Source organism: Frankia sp. BMG5.60 (genome assembly GCF_059428125.1).
Map to the genome: position 1 here is coordinate 3,582,139 of NZ_CM182091.1, position 14,018 is coordinate 3,596,156.

Consider the following 14,018-nt stretch of genomic DNA (forward strand, 5'->3'; position numbering starts at 1 on the left):
CGGGAGCGCGGCATCGACACGACAGCGGCGGGAGCCAGCGAATGAGGATCGTGCTCGACGGCACGCCGCTGCTCGGGCGGCGCACCGGCGTCGGCCGCTACACCGAGCACCTGCTGGCCGGCCTCGCCCGGCTCGACACCTCCTGGGAGCTGGCGGCGACGGCGTTCACCTGGCGCGGGCTCGACGAGCTCGCCGGGAGCCTGCCGGCGGGGGTGCGCCCGGCCGCCCGCCGGGCGCCGGCACGACTGCTCCAGGACGCCTGGATCCGCGGCGAGCAGCCGCCCGTGGAGTGGCTCACCGGTGCCGCGGACGTCGTGCACGGGACCAACTTCGTGCTCCCGCCGCTGCGCCGCGCCCGCGGCGTGCTCACCATCCACGACCTGTCCTACCTGCGGACGCCTGACGCGGTCACGGCCGCCTCCGCCCGCTACAGCGATCTCGTCCCCCGCGGGCTGCGGCGCGCCTGCGCCGTGCTCACGCCGAGCCGGGCCGTCGCCGAGGAGGTGATCACCGCCTACCGGCTCGACCCGGCGCTGGTCACCCCCACCCCGCTCGGCGTCGACGACGCCTGGTTCACCACTCCGGCGCCGACGGCAGCCTGGCTGCGGGCGCACGGCCTGCCCGAGCGGTACCTGCTCTTCGTGGGCTCCGTCGAGCCCCGCAAGAACCTGCCGGTCCTGCTGGAGGCCGTCGGCCGGCTGCACGCGGCGCGACTCGGCGTCCCCCCGCTGGTCCTCGTGGGACCGCCGGGGTGGGGACCGACCCTCGACCTCGCCGGGCTGCCCGCCGGCAGTGTCATCACCGCCGGCTACCTCGACGCCGAGCAGTTGCGGGCGACGGTCGCGGGCGCCGGCGTGCTGTGCTTCCCCTCCCGCTACGAGGGCTTCGGCCTACCGCCCCTGGAAGCGCTCGCCGCCGGCACCCCGGTCGTCGCCGCCGACATCCCGACCGTCCGGGAGGTCACCGGAGCTCTGGTCGACTCCGTCGGCAGCCCGGTGCGACTGGTCCGTCAGGCCGACCGGGACTCGTTCGCCGACGACCTCGCCGAGGCGATCCTCGCCCTGCTCGACTCCCCCGGCGACGCCGAGGCGGGCCGCGCCCACGCCCGCACCTTCACCTGGCGGCGCACCGCGGAGCTGACCGCGGCCGTCTACCGCCGGGTCGCCGAGCTTCCATAGGGCGGCGGCGAGCAGCGCCCCGCTGACGATCGCGCAGACCGCCAGGACCGCCAGGCCGACCCGCGCCGAGCCGGGCCCGGCCAGCGCCCAGGCGGCGCGCAGCCGGTCGGGCAGGGCGAGCGGCGCGAGGGCGGGCCGCTTCCACGCCAGTTCCCGCCCGACGAGCACCAGCGTGCAGGCGGCCATCCCCGTGACGACGGCCATGGTCGGCAACCCGCGCCGGCCCAGCGGCAGGGCTCGGCAGGACGCGGCGACGCCGATCGCGAGCACCGGCGCCATCGGCAGCAGGTAACGGGTGAACGACGCCCCGCCGGCGGCCACGTACCCCACCAGGGTGGCGACGACGAGCAGGCAGTGCCCGACCACCAGGAGCCAGCCGACGACCGCGCCGCCGTTCCACCCGCCGGACGCAGATCCCGTTGCCGTTCGACTCACCCACGCACGCAGGGCCGCCGCGGCCAGACCGGCGCCGGTGACCACCGCGACGCCGACGGCGACCTGCTCGGCGTGACCGGTGACGAGCGTGGGGCGGCCGAAGAACCCGCGGTAGACGTACCACCACAGATCACCGTCGCGCAGCACCTGCCAGATCGAGGGGTGCGTCCCGCCGAGCGGGAACATGTCCGCGATCCGCCCGGAGGCGGTGGGATCGCCGTAACGGCGCTGGTTACGCAGGTAGAACCAGCCGACGGCGGCGGCGGCGAGGGCGAGCAGCGCCCCGGCGGCGGCCAGGCCCCGGCCGGTCCGGCGGGCCCGGCTTCCCGTGGTGTGCAGCGCGACGGCGGCGGCGACGGCGGGCACCACGGCGGCGAGTGCCACCGCGCCGCTCGCCCGGCTGGCCGCCGCGGCCGGCCCGAGCACCGCGAGACCCGCGAGGATCCGCGGGCGCGGGCCGTCGCGGGCGAGGGCGACGGCCACGGCGAGCAGCCCGGTCACGGTCGCCATCGCCAGGGTGTCGTTGTAGATCTGCCCGGAGGTGACGACGACGAGCCCGACGGTCCCGACGACCGCCGCCGCCCCGACCGCGACGCCCGGCCGTCGCGGCAGCAGCCCGCGGCACAACGCCGCCGTCGCGACGACGACGCCCACGCCGAGCAGCACGTTGACGGCGCGGGCGGCGCGGAACCCGGCCAACGGATGGCCCGACGCCGCACCGGCCCCCAGCGGCACCGCCTCCACCGCGTAGAACAACGGCGGATGGTTGGCGGTGTAGACCAGATCGAAGTTGGACAGCCCCCGGCCGAGGCGCACCCCGCACAGCCCGTCGGCATGCGCGTCGACCGCGGCCCGGGCCTGCGCGGGCGAGGCCCGGCAGCTCGCCGGCAGGCCGGGCATGCCGGGCACCCGCGAGCGCACCGGGGTGTCGAGCTGGGGCAGCGACCCGTGGGCGAGCTCGAGGGCATACGCCGTGTGCTGCGCCTCGTCGGCCCCGGTGAACGGCGGGACCGCCGCGGCGACGAGCAGCCCCAGCGAGCTGAAGAGCAGACCGACCGCGGCCACCCCGGTCACGAACCACCGCCGCATCGCCGGACCGCCGCCGCCAGCCCCGGCCGGCGCATCGCGCGGATCACCACCCTCGGCTTCCCGCGAGGCATGGTCCAGGACCGCGGGGGCTCGCTGAGCGGCGGATCCCTCGGGGGCGGTGCGGCCTGTGGCGCAGGCGCAGGCGCAGGCGCCGGCGCCTGCGTCCGGGCCGGCCGAGCGGTGCCGTCCCATCCCCGCCCCCCCCACGCCGATCAACCGGCGGCGCGCGGGCCCCCGTTCGTCCCCGCCCCGACGACGGTAGCGCCCGGCCCGTGCCGGCTATCCGACGGTTCGCCCCGCAGCGCGGCGACGAACGCGCCCGCGCCCAGGACCGCGGCCAGGGCGATCGGCCCGATGACCGCGCCGAGGTAGCGGTAGTCGAAGCCGGAGGTGACCGCGGACAGCACGAGGGTCGACACCCCGGACCCGGCCGCCAGCCAGAACACCCGACCGACCCCGGCGGGGGCGGCGGCATCGGGCGCCGGCGCCCGCCGGCGCGCCCGCCGAGCCCGGATCGTCCGGCCCGCCGTGAGCAGCGACGCCGCCACGCCTGCCAGCAGGCCCAGGCCGACCAGGGGCATCGGCGCGTAGGCGAGCCGGGACCAGGCGGCGAGCAGGCCGGCCGGCGGCGAGTGCACCGCGGTGGCGACGAAGTAGCCGTCGTCGGCGTGGGCGTCATCGGGGGGCAGCACGTTGGTGACGCGGGTCGGCAGCTCCCAGGTGTCCGCCCGGGACGTCTGCGGCGTCTCGTACGGGACCGGGTCCAGGTAGCCGGCGAGGTAGCGGGCCGAGGAGGTGACGAGCGCCCACGGCTGCTCGCGCACCACCTCGTGAGCGAACGTCCCCGCGAGGTCCTCCCGGCCCGGCGGGATCTGCCGGTGGCCCTGGCGCAGCGGCGAGTCGGCGGGCCACAGGTAGCGGACCGGCGCGCCGCGCTGGTTCACGGGCCGCGGGTCGCACAGGGTGCGCAGGTCCGCGCGGGAGATCGTCGAGCAGTCGGCGAACGTCGCCACCCGCCCGTACAGGAAGAAGCCGGAATGGGCGGACACGGCGAAGCCCTTGCCCTCGGCCGCGCTCCAGCCCGCGTAGGCGCCCACCGGCACGGCGGCCGCCACCACGAACGCGACGACGGGGGCGACCGCCCGCACCGGCGCCCGCCGGCCGCGGGCGGCGACCGCGTCGGCCACCAGCACGACGACGGCGACCGCCAGCGGCCCGTAGCCCACCGTGCGCACACACAGCGCCGCGCCCAGCAGCAGCCCGGCGCCCGCGGCCGCGACGGCCCGCGGCCGCCGCCAGCCCGCCAGCACCGCGACGCCGGCCGAGACGAGCACCCCGAACAGGCTGTCCGCCAGCACGAACTGACCCAGGTCCAGCACCCACGGCGCGAGCAGCGCGGGGGCCGCGGCGAGTGCGGCCAGCCAGGGTCGGCGGACCGCCCGCAGCGCCACCGCGTACAGCGCCACCGCGACGGCCAGGGTCAGCAGGTGCTGCACGACCACGATCCGGGTCACGTGACTGGGGCCGTCGAGGATCCGCAGGAAGATCGGATAGCCGGACGGCCGCCAGTCCCCCGGCCACAGATCGCGCCAGGCCTGATCCAGATAGGCGGCGGAGTCCCCGAGATACATCAGCGCCGGCGGGTAGGCGACCAGCACCAGCACCCGCGCGACGACTGCCAGGACGACGAGGACGGCGAAAACTACGTGTCGCCGCACCCCCCACCGGAATACCGCCAGCGCCGCCCGCGCCGACGAGGCACCGGCCACGCGTGCGTCGCGCGGGTGACCCGCGCGATCGTCGACGACACCGGTGTCACCTGGTCGATCCGACGGCGGCCGCGGTGGCGCGGGCTGGCCCGGGACGGTCTGGCGGGCCTCGGCCGTGGGCGCGGGCGGCGGGTCGCCGTCGGCGTCGACTGCCTCGCCCGGCCTCTGACTGACGCTACCCATCCTCCCCAGTCTGGCAGGGCCACCGCCCGCCACCCGCCACCGGACCGGCGACGACACCGACTCGGGGGCGTGGCCCGCCGCGGGCGTCCCGTCGTCGCCGACGTTGGATGTGCACCGCGAGGGGCGGGGCAAGAGCCTCGGGCACGGCGGCCGTGACAGCGCCCGTGCCCGAGGTCCGGCTATGGGAGAAGCTTTGCCGCGGCGGGTGGCCCGTCCGGCGCAGGACTACCCGCCGCGACGGCGGCCGGCTCGCTCCGGCCGCCGGCGCCGTCCGTCGTGTCCCCGGCGACGGTGGAGACGTCTGCCTCCTCGTCGACCACCACAACGGCCGTGGGCGCGGCGGCGGTCAGTGCAGCAGCGGCGCCGATGCCGGTCGCGGTGGGTTCCGTCGCGGCATGGGTCGTGGTGGCATGGGTCGTGGTGGCATCGATTGCGGCGTCGTCAGCGGCCGGGGGGACGGTGTCGACGGTGTGGCGCATGCGGATCTCCGGCAGCAGCCAGGTGAGGGCGAAGGCGACCAGGCCGATCGGCACCGCGACCAGGAAGACCGTCTGCATCGAGTCCGAGAACGCCTGGACGAAGCCGGAGCGGATGTCCGGCGGCAGCGTCGCGATCAGCTTCGGGCTGATGTTCGCCCCGGAGGCGGCGAGGCCGGGCGGCAGCGGCAGGCCCGCCAGCCGCTCGTCGATGTTGCCGGCCAGCACGTTCGCGAAGATCGCGCCGAAGACGGCAGTACCGAACGAACCACCGATGGAACGGAAGAAGGTCGCGCCCGACGTCGCCACGCCCATCTGCCGGTGGTCGACGGAGTTCTGCACGGCGATGACGAGCACCTGCATCACCGCGCCGATCCCGACGCCGAGCACGAACATCGACAGCGCGAGCTGCCAGGTGGCGATGTCGGGGCTGATGAACGACAGCAGGAACAGGCCGATCGACATCACCGCGGTGCCGACGATCGGGAAGACCTTGTACCGGCCCCACGCGCTGATCAGCCGGCCGGAGGTGATCGAGCTGAGCAGCAGCCCGCCCATGACCGGCAGCATCTGCAGGCCGGACTCGGTCGGATCGACGCCCTTGACAACCTGCAGGAACAGCGGCAGGAAGACGATCGCGCCGAACATCGCGAAGCCGACGACGAAGCCGATCGCGCCGGCCGCCGAAAACACCCGGTTGCGGAACAGTGACAGCGGCAGGACCGGCTCGACCGCCCGGCGCTCGGCGAACACGAACGCGACGAGCAGCACGGCGCCCGCGACCCCCATGCCGACGATCTCCGGGGAACCCCAGCCGTAGGTGGTGCCGCCCAGGCTCGTCAGCAGCACCAGGCTGGTCGTCGCCCCGGCCAGCAGCACGGTGCCGAGATAGTCGATCACGTGCTTGATCCGGTTTGTCGTCGCCGGCAGAGCCAGCGCCGTGGCCACCAGGGCGACCGCGCCGACCGGCAGGTTCACGTAGAAGACCCACCGCCACGACAGGTGGTCCACGAACAGCCCGCCGAGCAGCGGGCCGATCACCGAGGACACGCCGAACACGGCGCCGAACAGGCCCTGGTAGCGGCCACGGTCGCGGGGCGGCACGAGGTCGCTGATGATGGTCATCGCGCCGATCATCAGGCCGCCGCCGCCGAGGCCCTGCAGGGCGCGGAAGCCGATGAGCTGGCCCATCGACGTACTGGCGCCGGCGAGAACGGACCCCAGCAGGAACAGCACGATCGACACCTGGAAGAGGATCTTCCGCCCGTACAGGTCACCGAGCTTGCCCCACACCGGCGTCGACACCGTCGCGGCGAGCAGGTAGGCGGTGACCACCCACGACAGGTGGGTCGCGCCGCCGAGATCACCGACGATCGTCGGCAGCGCCGTCGACACGATCGTCTGGTCCAGCGAGGCCAGCAGGATCCCCAGGAGCAGGGCTCCCATGATGATCCATAGCCGGCGCTTGTCGGCGACCAGCGTCGCGGACGCGTCGGCCGGAACCTCGACGCCGGGCGCGGACGCCTGAGCCTGGGTCATGATCAGCTCCCCTCGTGGTCGTGGCTGTCGGTACAGAGTTCCGTCGTTCTCATCGGTGTCGGCTTCCTCGGGGAGAGTGCTGGTGCGGCGAACATGCTCGGTACGTTTCGGGGGACGGGGCGATGTCGGCGTCCGGGCCGCGCCGGTCAGGCCGGTGCCGCGTGGGGTGGCGGCGGCAGGCCCCGCGCCAGGCTGTCGAACGCCTGGCCGAGCAGGTCGGCCAGCGGCGCGCCCGGGGACTCCTGCCAGCGCACCGACAGGATGCGAACGATCGCCAGGACCGCGGCGACCAGCACGGCGGGATACGGGTCCCGGGCCGGATCGAGGCCGCAGCGGCTGCCGACGGCCTCGGCGAGCGCGTTCTCGTAGGAACTCCAGCTCGCCGCGCTGGCCGTCATCAGGTGCGGATGCCGGCGGATGATCGCAAGGCGGGTCCGCCAGAGGTCGGCCTGATCGGGCGCGATGAGCGCGGCGCGCTGCAACATGACCGCGCGCACCGCGGCCAACGGCTCCTCGCCGGCGGGTCGGGCCGCGAGCGCCTCGGTGATCTCGCGGATGTCCTCCGGGTCGATGCCGACGATCGCGTCGTCCTTCGTGGGGAAGTAGTTGAAGAACGTCCGGGTGGAGACCTCCGCCGCGGCGGCGATCTCGTCGACGGAGACGCCGTCCAGCCCGCGCTCGGCGACAAGCCGGATGGCCGCCATCCGCAGGGCCCGGCGGGTCCGCAGCTTCTTGCGTTCCCGCAGGCCCAGCTCTGCCGGCCGGGCCCCGGCCGGTGGCTCCACGGGCGCCCGATCCGTGCCCGCCTGGACCGTCATCGTCCCCTCCCCCGTCCGGCTCACTGGTTGCAGCAGCTACAACCTTGTAGTCCCTACATTTATTCTCGCTCTGCAAAATTCTTTGCCACGTGACGGACCGCACACAGACGGCCTCATAGACGCATCGACATGGACGCATCGATCTGTCGTGGACGCATCGATCCGGGCACACCGCCGGTTACGGCAGCGTCCGTCACCGGTTCAGGACGAGGGCGGCGGCCCCACTCGGCGAGGCCCGCCCGAGAACGGGCGAGGGCGGACTCAGCCGCGCAGGTCCTCGCCGGCGAGGGCGAAGGCGGCCTGCAACGCCTGGTCCCAGGGACGCAGCGGGGTGAGACCCGCGTCCGCCCACGATCGCGTGGACAGCACGGAGTAGGCCGGCCGCGCGGCGGCCCGGGGGAAGGCGTCCGTGGTCGTCGCGCTGACCGTGGCCGGGTCCAGCCCGATCTCGGTCATGATCCGGCGGGCGAATCCGTACCAGGTCGTCTCGCCGGTGTTGGTGCAGTGGTAGACCCCGGGCGGCGCCGGCGAGGCGACGAGGTCGAGCAGGCCGGCGGCCAGATCGGCCGACCAGGTCGGCGAGCCGGTCTGGTCGGCGACGACCGAGACCGCCCCACGCTCCCGGGCCAGTCGACTGATCGTCTTGACGAAGTTGCGACCCGTCTGGCCGTACACCCAGGCGGTCCGGACGACGTAGGAGGACGTCGGCAGCAGCGCCCGCACGGCCTCTTCTCCCGCGAGCTTGGTGCGGCCGTACGCGCCGGCCGGGCCGGTCTCGTCCCCGGTCTCGTATGGCTTCGTCGCCCGGCCGTCGAAGACGTAGTCGGTCGAGAGCTGCACCAGCGTGGCGTCGACCGCGGCGCAGGCGGCGGCGAGATGCGCGGGTCCGGTGGCGTTGACCGCGTAGGCCCCGGCCTCGTCGGCCTCCGCGCCGTCGACGTCCGTCCAGGCGGCGGTGTTGATCACGACCAGACCACCCTGGATCTTCGCCGGCCGGGCCTGGTCACGCAGGACGGCGCGGACCCGCGCGGGGTCGGTGATGTCCAGCTCGGCCCGGCCGAGACCCGCCCAGGCCCGCACGGGGGAGTCCGGCTCGGCCATCCGGGCCTCGAGCAGGCGGCACAGGTCGGCGCCGAGCTGTCCGGCGGCACCGGTCACGAGAACGCGCACGGCCCGAGTCTGGCAGACCAACCCGCGTCCATCACGGCAGCCTCCGCCGTGCCGCACCACCAGGTGCCCGGCCAGATCCGGTGCCCGGCCGGATCAGGCCTGGCCGGATCAGGCCGGGCTGACGCGATCAGGCCGGGTCAGGAGGCGAGTCAGGCCGGGCTAATAGGTGCAACGCGAGGTGAGCTCCGCGGCGGTCGTGGCGGGGGCGGGAGCGGGGGCCGAGTCGGGGGCGGCCGGAGCGGTGGCCCCACCGGAGGCGGCGCCCACGGACGCGCCCGCCGGTGAGCCCGCGGTGGTCGACCCCGCGCCGCCGCCGGCGGGCGTCGGCGCAGCGGTGATCGTGTCCACCTCGAAGGCCGTGCCGAGAACGAGGCTCACCCGGCCGGCGGGAACCTCGGCGTCCTGCTGCAGCCGGCTGCCGGGCACAGCGGCCTGGACCGTCCGCGCGGCATCCGCCGCACCCGGGTGGTACCGCACCTGCGTGGTGCGCTGGACACCGGCGCGCCAGGTCCGCGCCGGCCCGACCTGGAAGCCGGCCCGGTCCAGCGCGGCGGCGGCCGAGGTGGCCAGACCGCTGACCCCCGCGCCGTTGTAGACGTCGACCGTCACCTTCGCCGGGGGCACCTTCGCCGGGGGCACCGTCGGCGACGGGCTCACCGTCGGCGCCGCGACCCGGCCGGGCCGGCCGCGCAGCGGAGCGAGGAACTTCTCCAGCGTGATGGGCTCGTAGAGCTGCACGGAGCCGAAGCGGGGCAGCTCGCCGAGGGCGTTGCCGCCCTCGGCGGGGGTGGGCGCGTGCACCGGGATCGTCTCGAACCGGATCTGGTCGGCGGACATGCCACGCAGCCGCGTCGCGAGCGCGCGTAGGTCGCTCATGCTCGTCCCGTCGTCGACGGTGAGCGCCCTCGTCGCCGCGTGCAGCAGGTTCTCCAGCCGCACCGGGTTGGTCAGCACGCCGGAAGAGGTCGCCTGCGTGAACACCGCGCCGACGAACTGCTGCTGACGGCGGATGCGATCGAAGTCGTTGTCCGGCAGGCCGTGGCGCTGTCGCACGAACGCCAGCGCCTGCTCCCCCGACAGCCGGTTCTCGCCGACCCGTCCACGCCACTGCGACCACGGGTCGTACAGGTTCGACCGGCCCCCGCCGGGCAACGGCCTGACGCACACGGTGACCCCGCCGACGGCGTCGGTCATCTCCTTGAAGCCGGCGAGATCGATCGAGACGTAATGGTCGATCCTGATGTCGGTCAGATTCTCGATCGTTCTGATCAACAGGCTGGGACCACCGATGGTGATCGCCGAGTTGAGCTTGCCGCGGCCGTGTCCGGGGATGCGCACCAGGGTGTCGCGGGGAAACGACACCATCGTCGTCGTCCCGTCAGCGTCGAGATGAGCGAGCATGGTGGTGTCCGACCGCTCGTCGGTCACCGCCCCCTGGCTTTCGTACTCGCCGCCGGTGCCGGCCCGGCTGTCCGAACCGACCAGCAGGAAGTTGCGGGTGCCGGAGGCTGCGTCCGCCGGCCGGTCGTCGCCGAGGCCGAGCCGGATGCGGTGGATCTGCGCGCCGAAGTACTCGTAGGCGGTCCAGCCGCCCACCGTGGTCACCAGGATCAGTGCCGACAGCGCGGCGGCGAGCAGGATCACGAGGCGACCCAGCGGTGAGCGTTCACGCCGGGCGTCGTGGACGATGTGTCCCGCCAACGCGGCCCGGCGGGCCCCCGGGGGGCGGTGGACGTGCGTCCGCCGACGACGAGACCGCCCGGCACGACCCTCCGCCTGCGGATCGCCCGGTGGACGCGGCGGCGCCTCGGTCACCGTGTCCCCCTCCCAGGCGGCCGGAAATGTCTCGCGGGCATGGCACGATCGGCCGGCCGGTCAGCGTCCCGGCCAGGCTGGCCGTAGCGAACCCTTCGACTACTCAACGTACCCGTATCGGGTGGCGCGCACCCGTCGCCAACCCGATGCCGTAGGAAAGACGGGCCACCGAGGGGGACAGACGATCCGTCATGCCGACAAAGGAGATCAGGTCAATCCGATAACAGCCGCCACACCTGTTGTTACTTTCGGTCAGTTCAAAGCGACGCGATAGAGTTCCGGATCATGAAGGCCCTCGTCCTCGCCGGTGGCTCGGGAACGCGTCTGCGGCCGATCACGCACACCTCCGCCAAGCAGTTGGTCCCCGTGGCGAACAAACCGGTGCTCTTTTACGGCCTCGAGGCCATCCGGGACGCCGGGATCGTCGACGTCGGGATCATCGTCGGTGAGACGGCCGCCGAGATCGAGGCGGCGGTCGGCGACGGCGCGGCGTTCGGGATCCGCGTGACCTACATCCACCAGGAGGCGCCCCTCGGGCTCGCGCACGCGGTGCTCATCGCCCGCGACTTCCTCGCCGACGAACCGTTCGTCATGTACCTCGGGGACAACCTCATCATCGGCGGCATCGCCAGCCTGGTGACGGAGTTCCGGCGAACCACCCCGGACGCGCTGATTCTCCTCACGAAGGTGGACAACCCCTCCGCCTTCGGCGTCGCGGAACTCGGGGCGGAGGGCCGCATCGTCCGGCTCGTCGAGAAGCCGCTGGTCCCGCCGAGCGATCTCGCGCTCGTGGGCGTCTACATGTTCGGCACCGCCGTGCACGAGGCGGTGCGGTCGATCAAACCGTCGGCCCGCGGTGAGCTGGAGATCACCGAGGCCATCCAGTGGCTGGTCGACGGCGGCTACGAGGTCGCCTCCCACCTGGTCGAGGGCTACTGGAAGGACACCGGCCGACTGGCCGACATGTTGGAGACCAACCGGCACCTGCTGGAGTCGATCGAGCCGGCGATCCACGGCACCGTGGACGCCGACAGCTCGATCGTGGGCCGAGTCGTGATCGAGGACGGCGCCTCGCTGGTCCGCTCCACCGTGCGCGGCCCGGCCATCATCGGGCGCGGAACCACCCTGGTCGACACCTACGTGGGCCCGTTCACCTCGATCTTCCATTCCTGCACGATCGAACGAACCGAGATCGAGTACTCGATCGTCCTGGAGCGGGCGACCATCCGCGGGATCGGGCGCATCGAGGACTCGCTGATCGGCCGGGACGTCGAGGTCGTGCCCTCGGCCGCCCTGCCCAAGGCGCACCGGCTCATGCTGGGCGACCACTCCCGCGTTTCGGTCGCCACGACGGGAACCTGACCCCGCCGAGGTCGCGCACCCTGGTGGCATCGTCCGGGCTCGGCGGGCCCGCAATCCGTCCTAGTCCTGCGTGCCCGACCGCGCCGTGACGGGGCCGCCCGGGATCGTCGCCGCGGCCGGGTCGACGGCGGCGGCCGACGGCCGAGTGGGGGTCACCGCGCCGAGTTCGGGGGCGGGGTCGGGGGCGGGGTCGGCCGGCTGCCGCCGGGTCTGGACTGCGGCGGCGGCGATGGTCCCGGCGAACAGCAGCGCGGCCAGGACGAACACGGTGATCGTCACCCCGACCGGGAACGGCGCCCAACGGCCGATCGCCGACACCACGTCCGGAATCCGCGCCGGGGTGAACGAGACGCGGCGCGGCAACCAGTAGTAGGAGCAGATCGCGAGCAGCGCCGCGCCCTGCATGAGCAGCGCACCGACCAGCAGGATCAGCGGGGCGAGTCGTTCGCGGCCGGGCAGGGCCCGGCGCAGGCCGAGGGCGACCACGACCCCCAGCCCGACCAGACCAAGGTAGAGATAGCGGCCCTGGACGGCGATCCCGCGGGTGTATCGCTGGTACTCCGCCCAACTGCGCTGGCCGACCTCGAGGTACGCGAACGCGACCGGCAGCAGCAGGACCACCACCCCCGCCGCGAGCAACAATCGCTCGGGCCGCCCGGCTCGGCGGCGGCCGACGACCGCCGTCACGCTCAGCCCGACGACGGCGACGGTGGCGAGCGCGATCGCGATCGGGGAGAGCTGCGGCGGCTCGAACATCCCGAGGCCGCCCCAGAACCGCGAGATCATCGTGCGGAAGAAGTACCAGAACCAGGTCAGGAACGAGTCGGGGAGCAGCAGCGGCTCCCGCCGCGGCGGGTTGGTCGCCCAGCCGTTGGGCTGGACGGCGTCGTACAGCAGGTAGTTGCGGACCCACCACCAGCCACCGAGCGCGAGACCGAGGCCGACGGCCAGCACCGCGGGAATCCACGGCAGCGAGGCGACGGTGGTCCGCAGCCGACGCCACCCGTGCACGCCGGGCTCCGCCGCGTCGAACGCACGACGGTGCCACCATCCGACCAGGTAGGCGGCGACGATCATGGCTGGCAGGGTGAGCGCGAACGCCTTGGACAGCAACGCGAGCCCCAACCACAGCCCGGCCCACAGCGCGGTGCGCCGACGCAGGTCGCCCCGCAGAACCCCGGCCAGGACCACGGTGAGCCCGCCGGTGGTGAGCATGAGGATGCCGTCGTTGTTGAAGGTGGCGCCGACCCGGGTGAACCCGGGGATCGCCAGCGGCAGGGCGGCCGCGGCGAGCGCCACGGGCTCGCCGAGACCGAAGCGGCGGGCGGCGAGCCAGGCCAGCAGCGGAAGCGGCGCTACAACCAGGATGTTCAGCAGACGCAGCACGAAGACCTGCTGGTCATAGGCCCAGTCGCCGGAGCCGGGCAGGGCGCGCAACACCACCGCCCCGGCCGCGTAGATCAGGGGTGGGTGCTGCACCATCTGGTTGGACAGACGCCCGTCGTCGACCGGCGTCGGGCCGCCGAGGGCGTCGAAGGACTTCCGCTGGTCGCGCGGTGTCGGGTCGATCTCCGCGAACGGCGCGGCCCCGCGGCGCTTTCCTCCGGACTGGAACATGTCCTGGTAGCGGCCGCGATCAAAGTCATCCGAGGTCGCCGCCACCCCGGTGGCGATCATCTTCTCGCCGGGGGCCGGCCAGCCGGCGCCGTGCTGCAGCCCGTAGACCATGTCGACGTGCTGGGCCTCGTCGTAGCCCGTCCAGGTGGGGTACACGAAGGCGTAACTGAGCAGCATCGCCAGGTGGACCGCGGTGATGAGCACCAGCAGCAGCGGCCCCCGCCGCACCCGGCGGGCGAGGCGCCTGCCGCCCACCGTTCCCACCACCGCGGACCCGGACGCGGGTGCCGAGGACTCGATCCCGGGTGCCGAGGGCGGGTGCTCCAGCGGCGGGGACCCGCGCGACGGGCGAGGTTGGGACGGGACGGGGCCGATCTCCACCGGCGTCTGGCCGGCCGCGCCGACGGCCGATTCGGCGGTGTCGGTGCTTGCGGTGGGCGTCGTCTCCGGCTCATCCATGGTTGACGCCAGGGTAAACGACCGCTGTATGAGGGCACTGAACAGTGCCGTTCATGCCGCCTCGCCTCACGGTGAGGCACCCCCGGTCCTGCCGGCCGGAGCCGTGCG

The 14,018-nt window shown here is 74.0% G+C and carries 8 protein-coding genes; 2 read left to right on the forward strand and 6 right to left on the reverse strand.

Annotated features, from left to right (window positions below):
* The first annotated feature begins 41 nt into the window (after positions 1-41).
* Positions 42-1,178, forward strand: a complete 1,137-nt coding sequence (locus tag AC5R91_RS14425) for a glycosyltransferase family 4 protein (RefSeq protein WP_495397658.1) — start codon at positions 42-44, stop codon at positions 1,176-1,178.
* Positions 1,179-2,914: 1,736 nt separating this feature from the next.
* On the opposite strand, the gene AC5R91_RS14430 is transcribed toward AC5R91_RS14425, so the two are convergent.
* The 5 genes from AC5R91_RS14430 to AC5R91_RS14450 all read right to left on the reverse strand — a co-directional run bounded on the left by AC5R91_RS14430 (position 2,915) and on the right by AC5R91_RS14450 (position 10,358).
* Positions 2,915-4,333, reverse strand: a complete 1,419-nt coding sequence (locus tag AC5R91_RS14430; RefSeq protein WP_495397965.1) for a hypothetical protein — start codon at positions 4,331-4,333, stop codon at positions 2,915-2,917.
* 500 nt (positions 4,334-4,833) lie between these two features.
* Positions 4,834-6,669, reverse strand: coding sequence for an MDR family MFS transporter (locus AC5R91_RS14435; RefSeq protein ID WP_495397659.1), 1,836 nt, complete (start codon positions 6,667-6,669; stop codon positions 4,834-4,836).
* 146 nt (positions 6,670-6,815) lie between these two features.
* Entirely contained in the window at positions 6,816-7,487 is a 672-nt protein-coding gene (locus tag AC5R91_RS14440) for an acyl-CoA-like ligand-binding transcription factor (RefSeq protein ID WP_495397660.1), read from the reverse strand.
* A gap of 261 nt (positions 7,488-7,748) precedes the next feature.
* On the reverse strand, positions 7,749-8,657 hold the full coding sequence (gene rfbD / locus AC5R91_RS14445; RefSeq protein WP_495397966.1) for a dTDP-4-dehydrorhamnose reductase: 909 nt from the start codon (positions 8,655-8,657) through the stop codon (positions 7,749-7,751).
* A 159-nt stretch (positions 8,658-8,816) separates the two neighbouring features.
* Complete coding sequence (locus tag AC5R91_RS14450) at positions 8,817-10,358, reverse strand: LCP family protein (RefSeq protein WP_495397661.1); 1,542 nt, start codon at positions 10,356-10,358, stop codon at positions 8,817-8,819.
* Between the two features lie 399 nt (positions 10,359-10,757).
* Here AC5R91_RS14450 and AC5R91_RS14455 point away from each other — a divergent pair, with 399 nt between their 5' ends.
* Positions 10,758-11,834 carry a glucose-1-phosphate thymidylyltransferase gene (locus tag AC5R91_RS14455; protein WP_495397662.1) on the forward strand — a complete coding sequence of 359 codons (1,077 nt, stop codon included), beginning with the start codon at positions 10,758-10,760 and terminating at the stop codon, positions 11,832-11,834.
* Between the two features lie 60 nt (positions 11,835-11,894).
* Here AC5R91_RS14455 and AC5R91_RS14460 read toward each other — a convergent pair whose 3' ends face one another.
* Positions 11,895-13,910: a glycosyltransferase family 39 protein gene (locus AC5R91_RS14460; RefSeq protein WP_495397663.1), complete on the reverse strand. Its 2,016-nt coding sequence runs from the start codon at positions 13,908-13,910 to the stop codon at positions 11,895-11,897.
* Between the last annotated feature and the right edge of the window lie 108 nt (positions 13,911-14,018).

What these genes read in the sequence shown, in the direction of transcription:
- AC5R91_RS14425 (WP_495397658.1), top strand. Translation starts at nt 42, where the DNA reads ATGAGGATCGTGCTCGACGGCACGCCGCTGCTCGGGCGGCGCACCGGC.
- AC5R91_RS14430 (WP_495397965.1), bottom strand. Translation starts at nt 4,333, where the DNA reads ATGTATCTCGGGGACTCCGCCGCCTATCTGGATCAGGCCTGGCGCGAT.
- AC5R91_RS14435 (WP_495397659.1), bottom strand. Translation starts at nt 6,669, where the DNA reads ATGACCCAGGCTCAGGCGTCCGCGCCCGGCGTCGAGGTTCCGGCCGAC.
- AC5R91_RS14440 (WP_495397660.1), bottom strand. Translation starts at nt 7,487, where the DNA reads ATGACGGTCCAGGCGGGCACGGATCGGGCGCCCGTGGAGCCACCGGCC.
- AC5R91_RS14455 (WP_495397662.1), top strand. Translation starts at nt 10,758, where the DNA reads ATGAAGGCCCTCGTCCTCGCCGGTGGCTCGGGAACGCGTCTGCGGCCG.
- AC5R91_RS14460 (WP_495397663.1), bottom strand. Translation starts at nt 13,910, where the DNA reads ATGGATGAGCCGGAGACGACGCCCACCGCAAGCACCGACACCGCCGAA.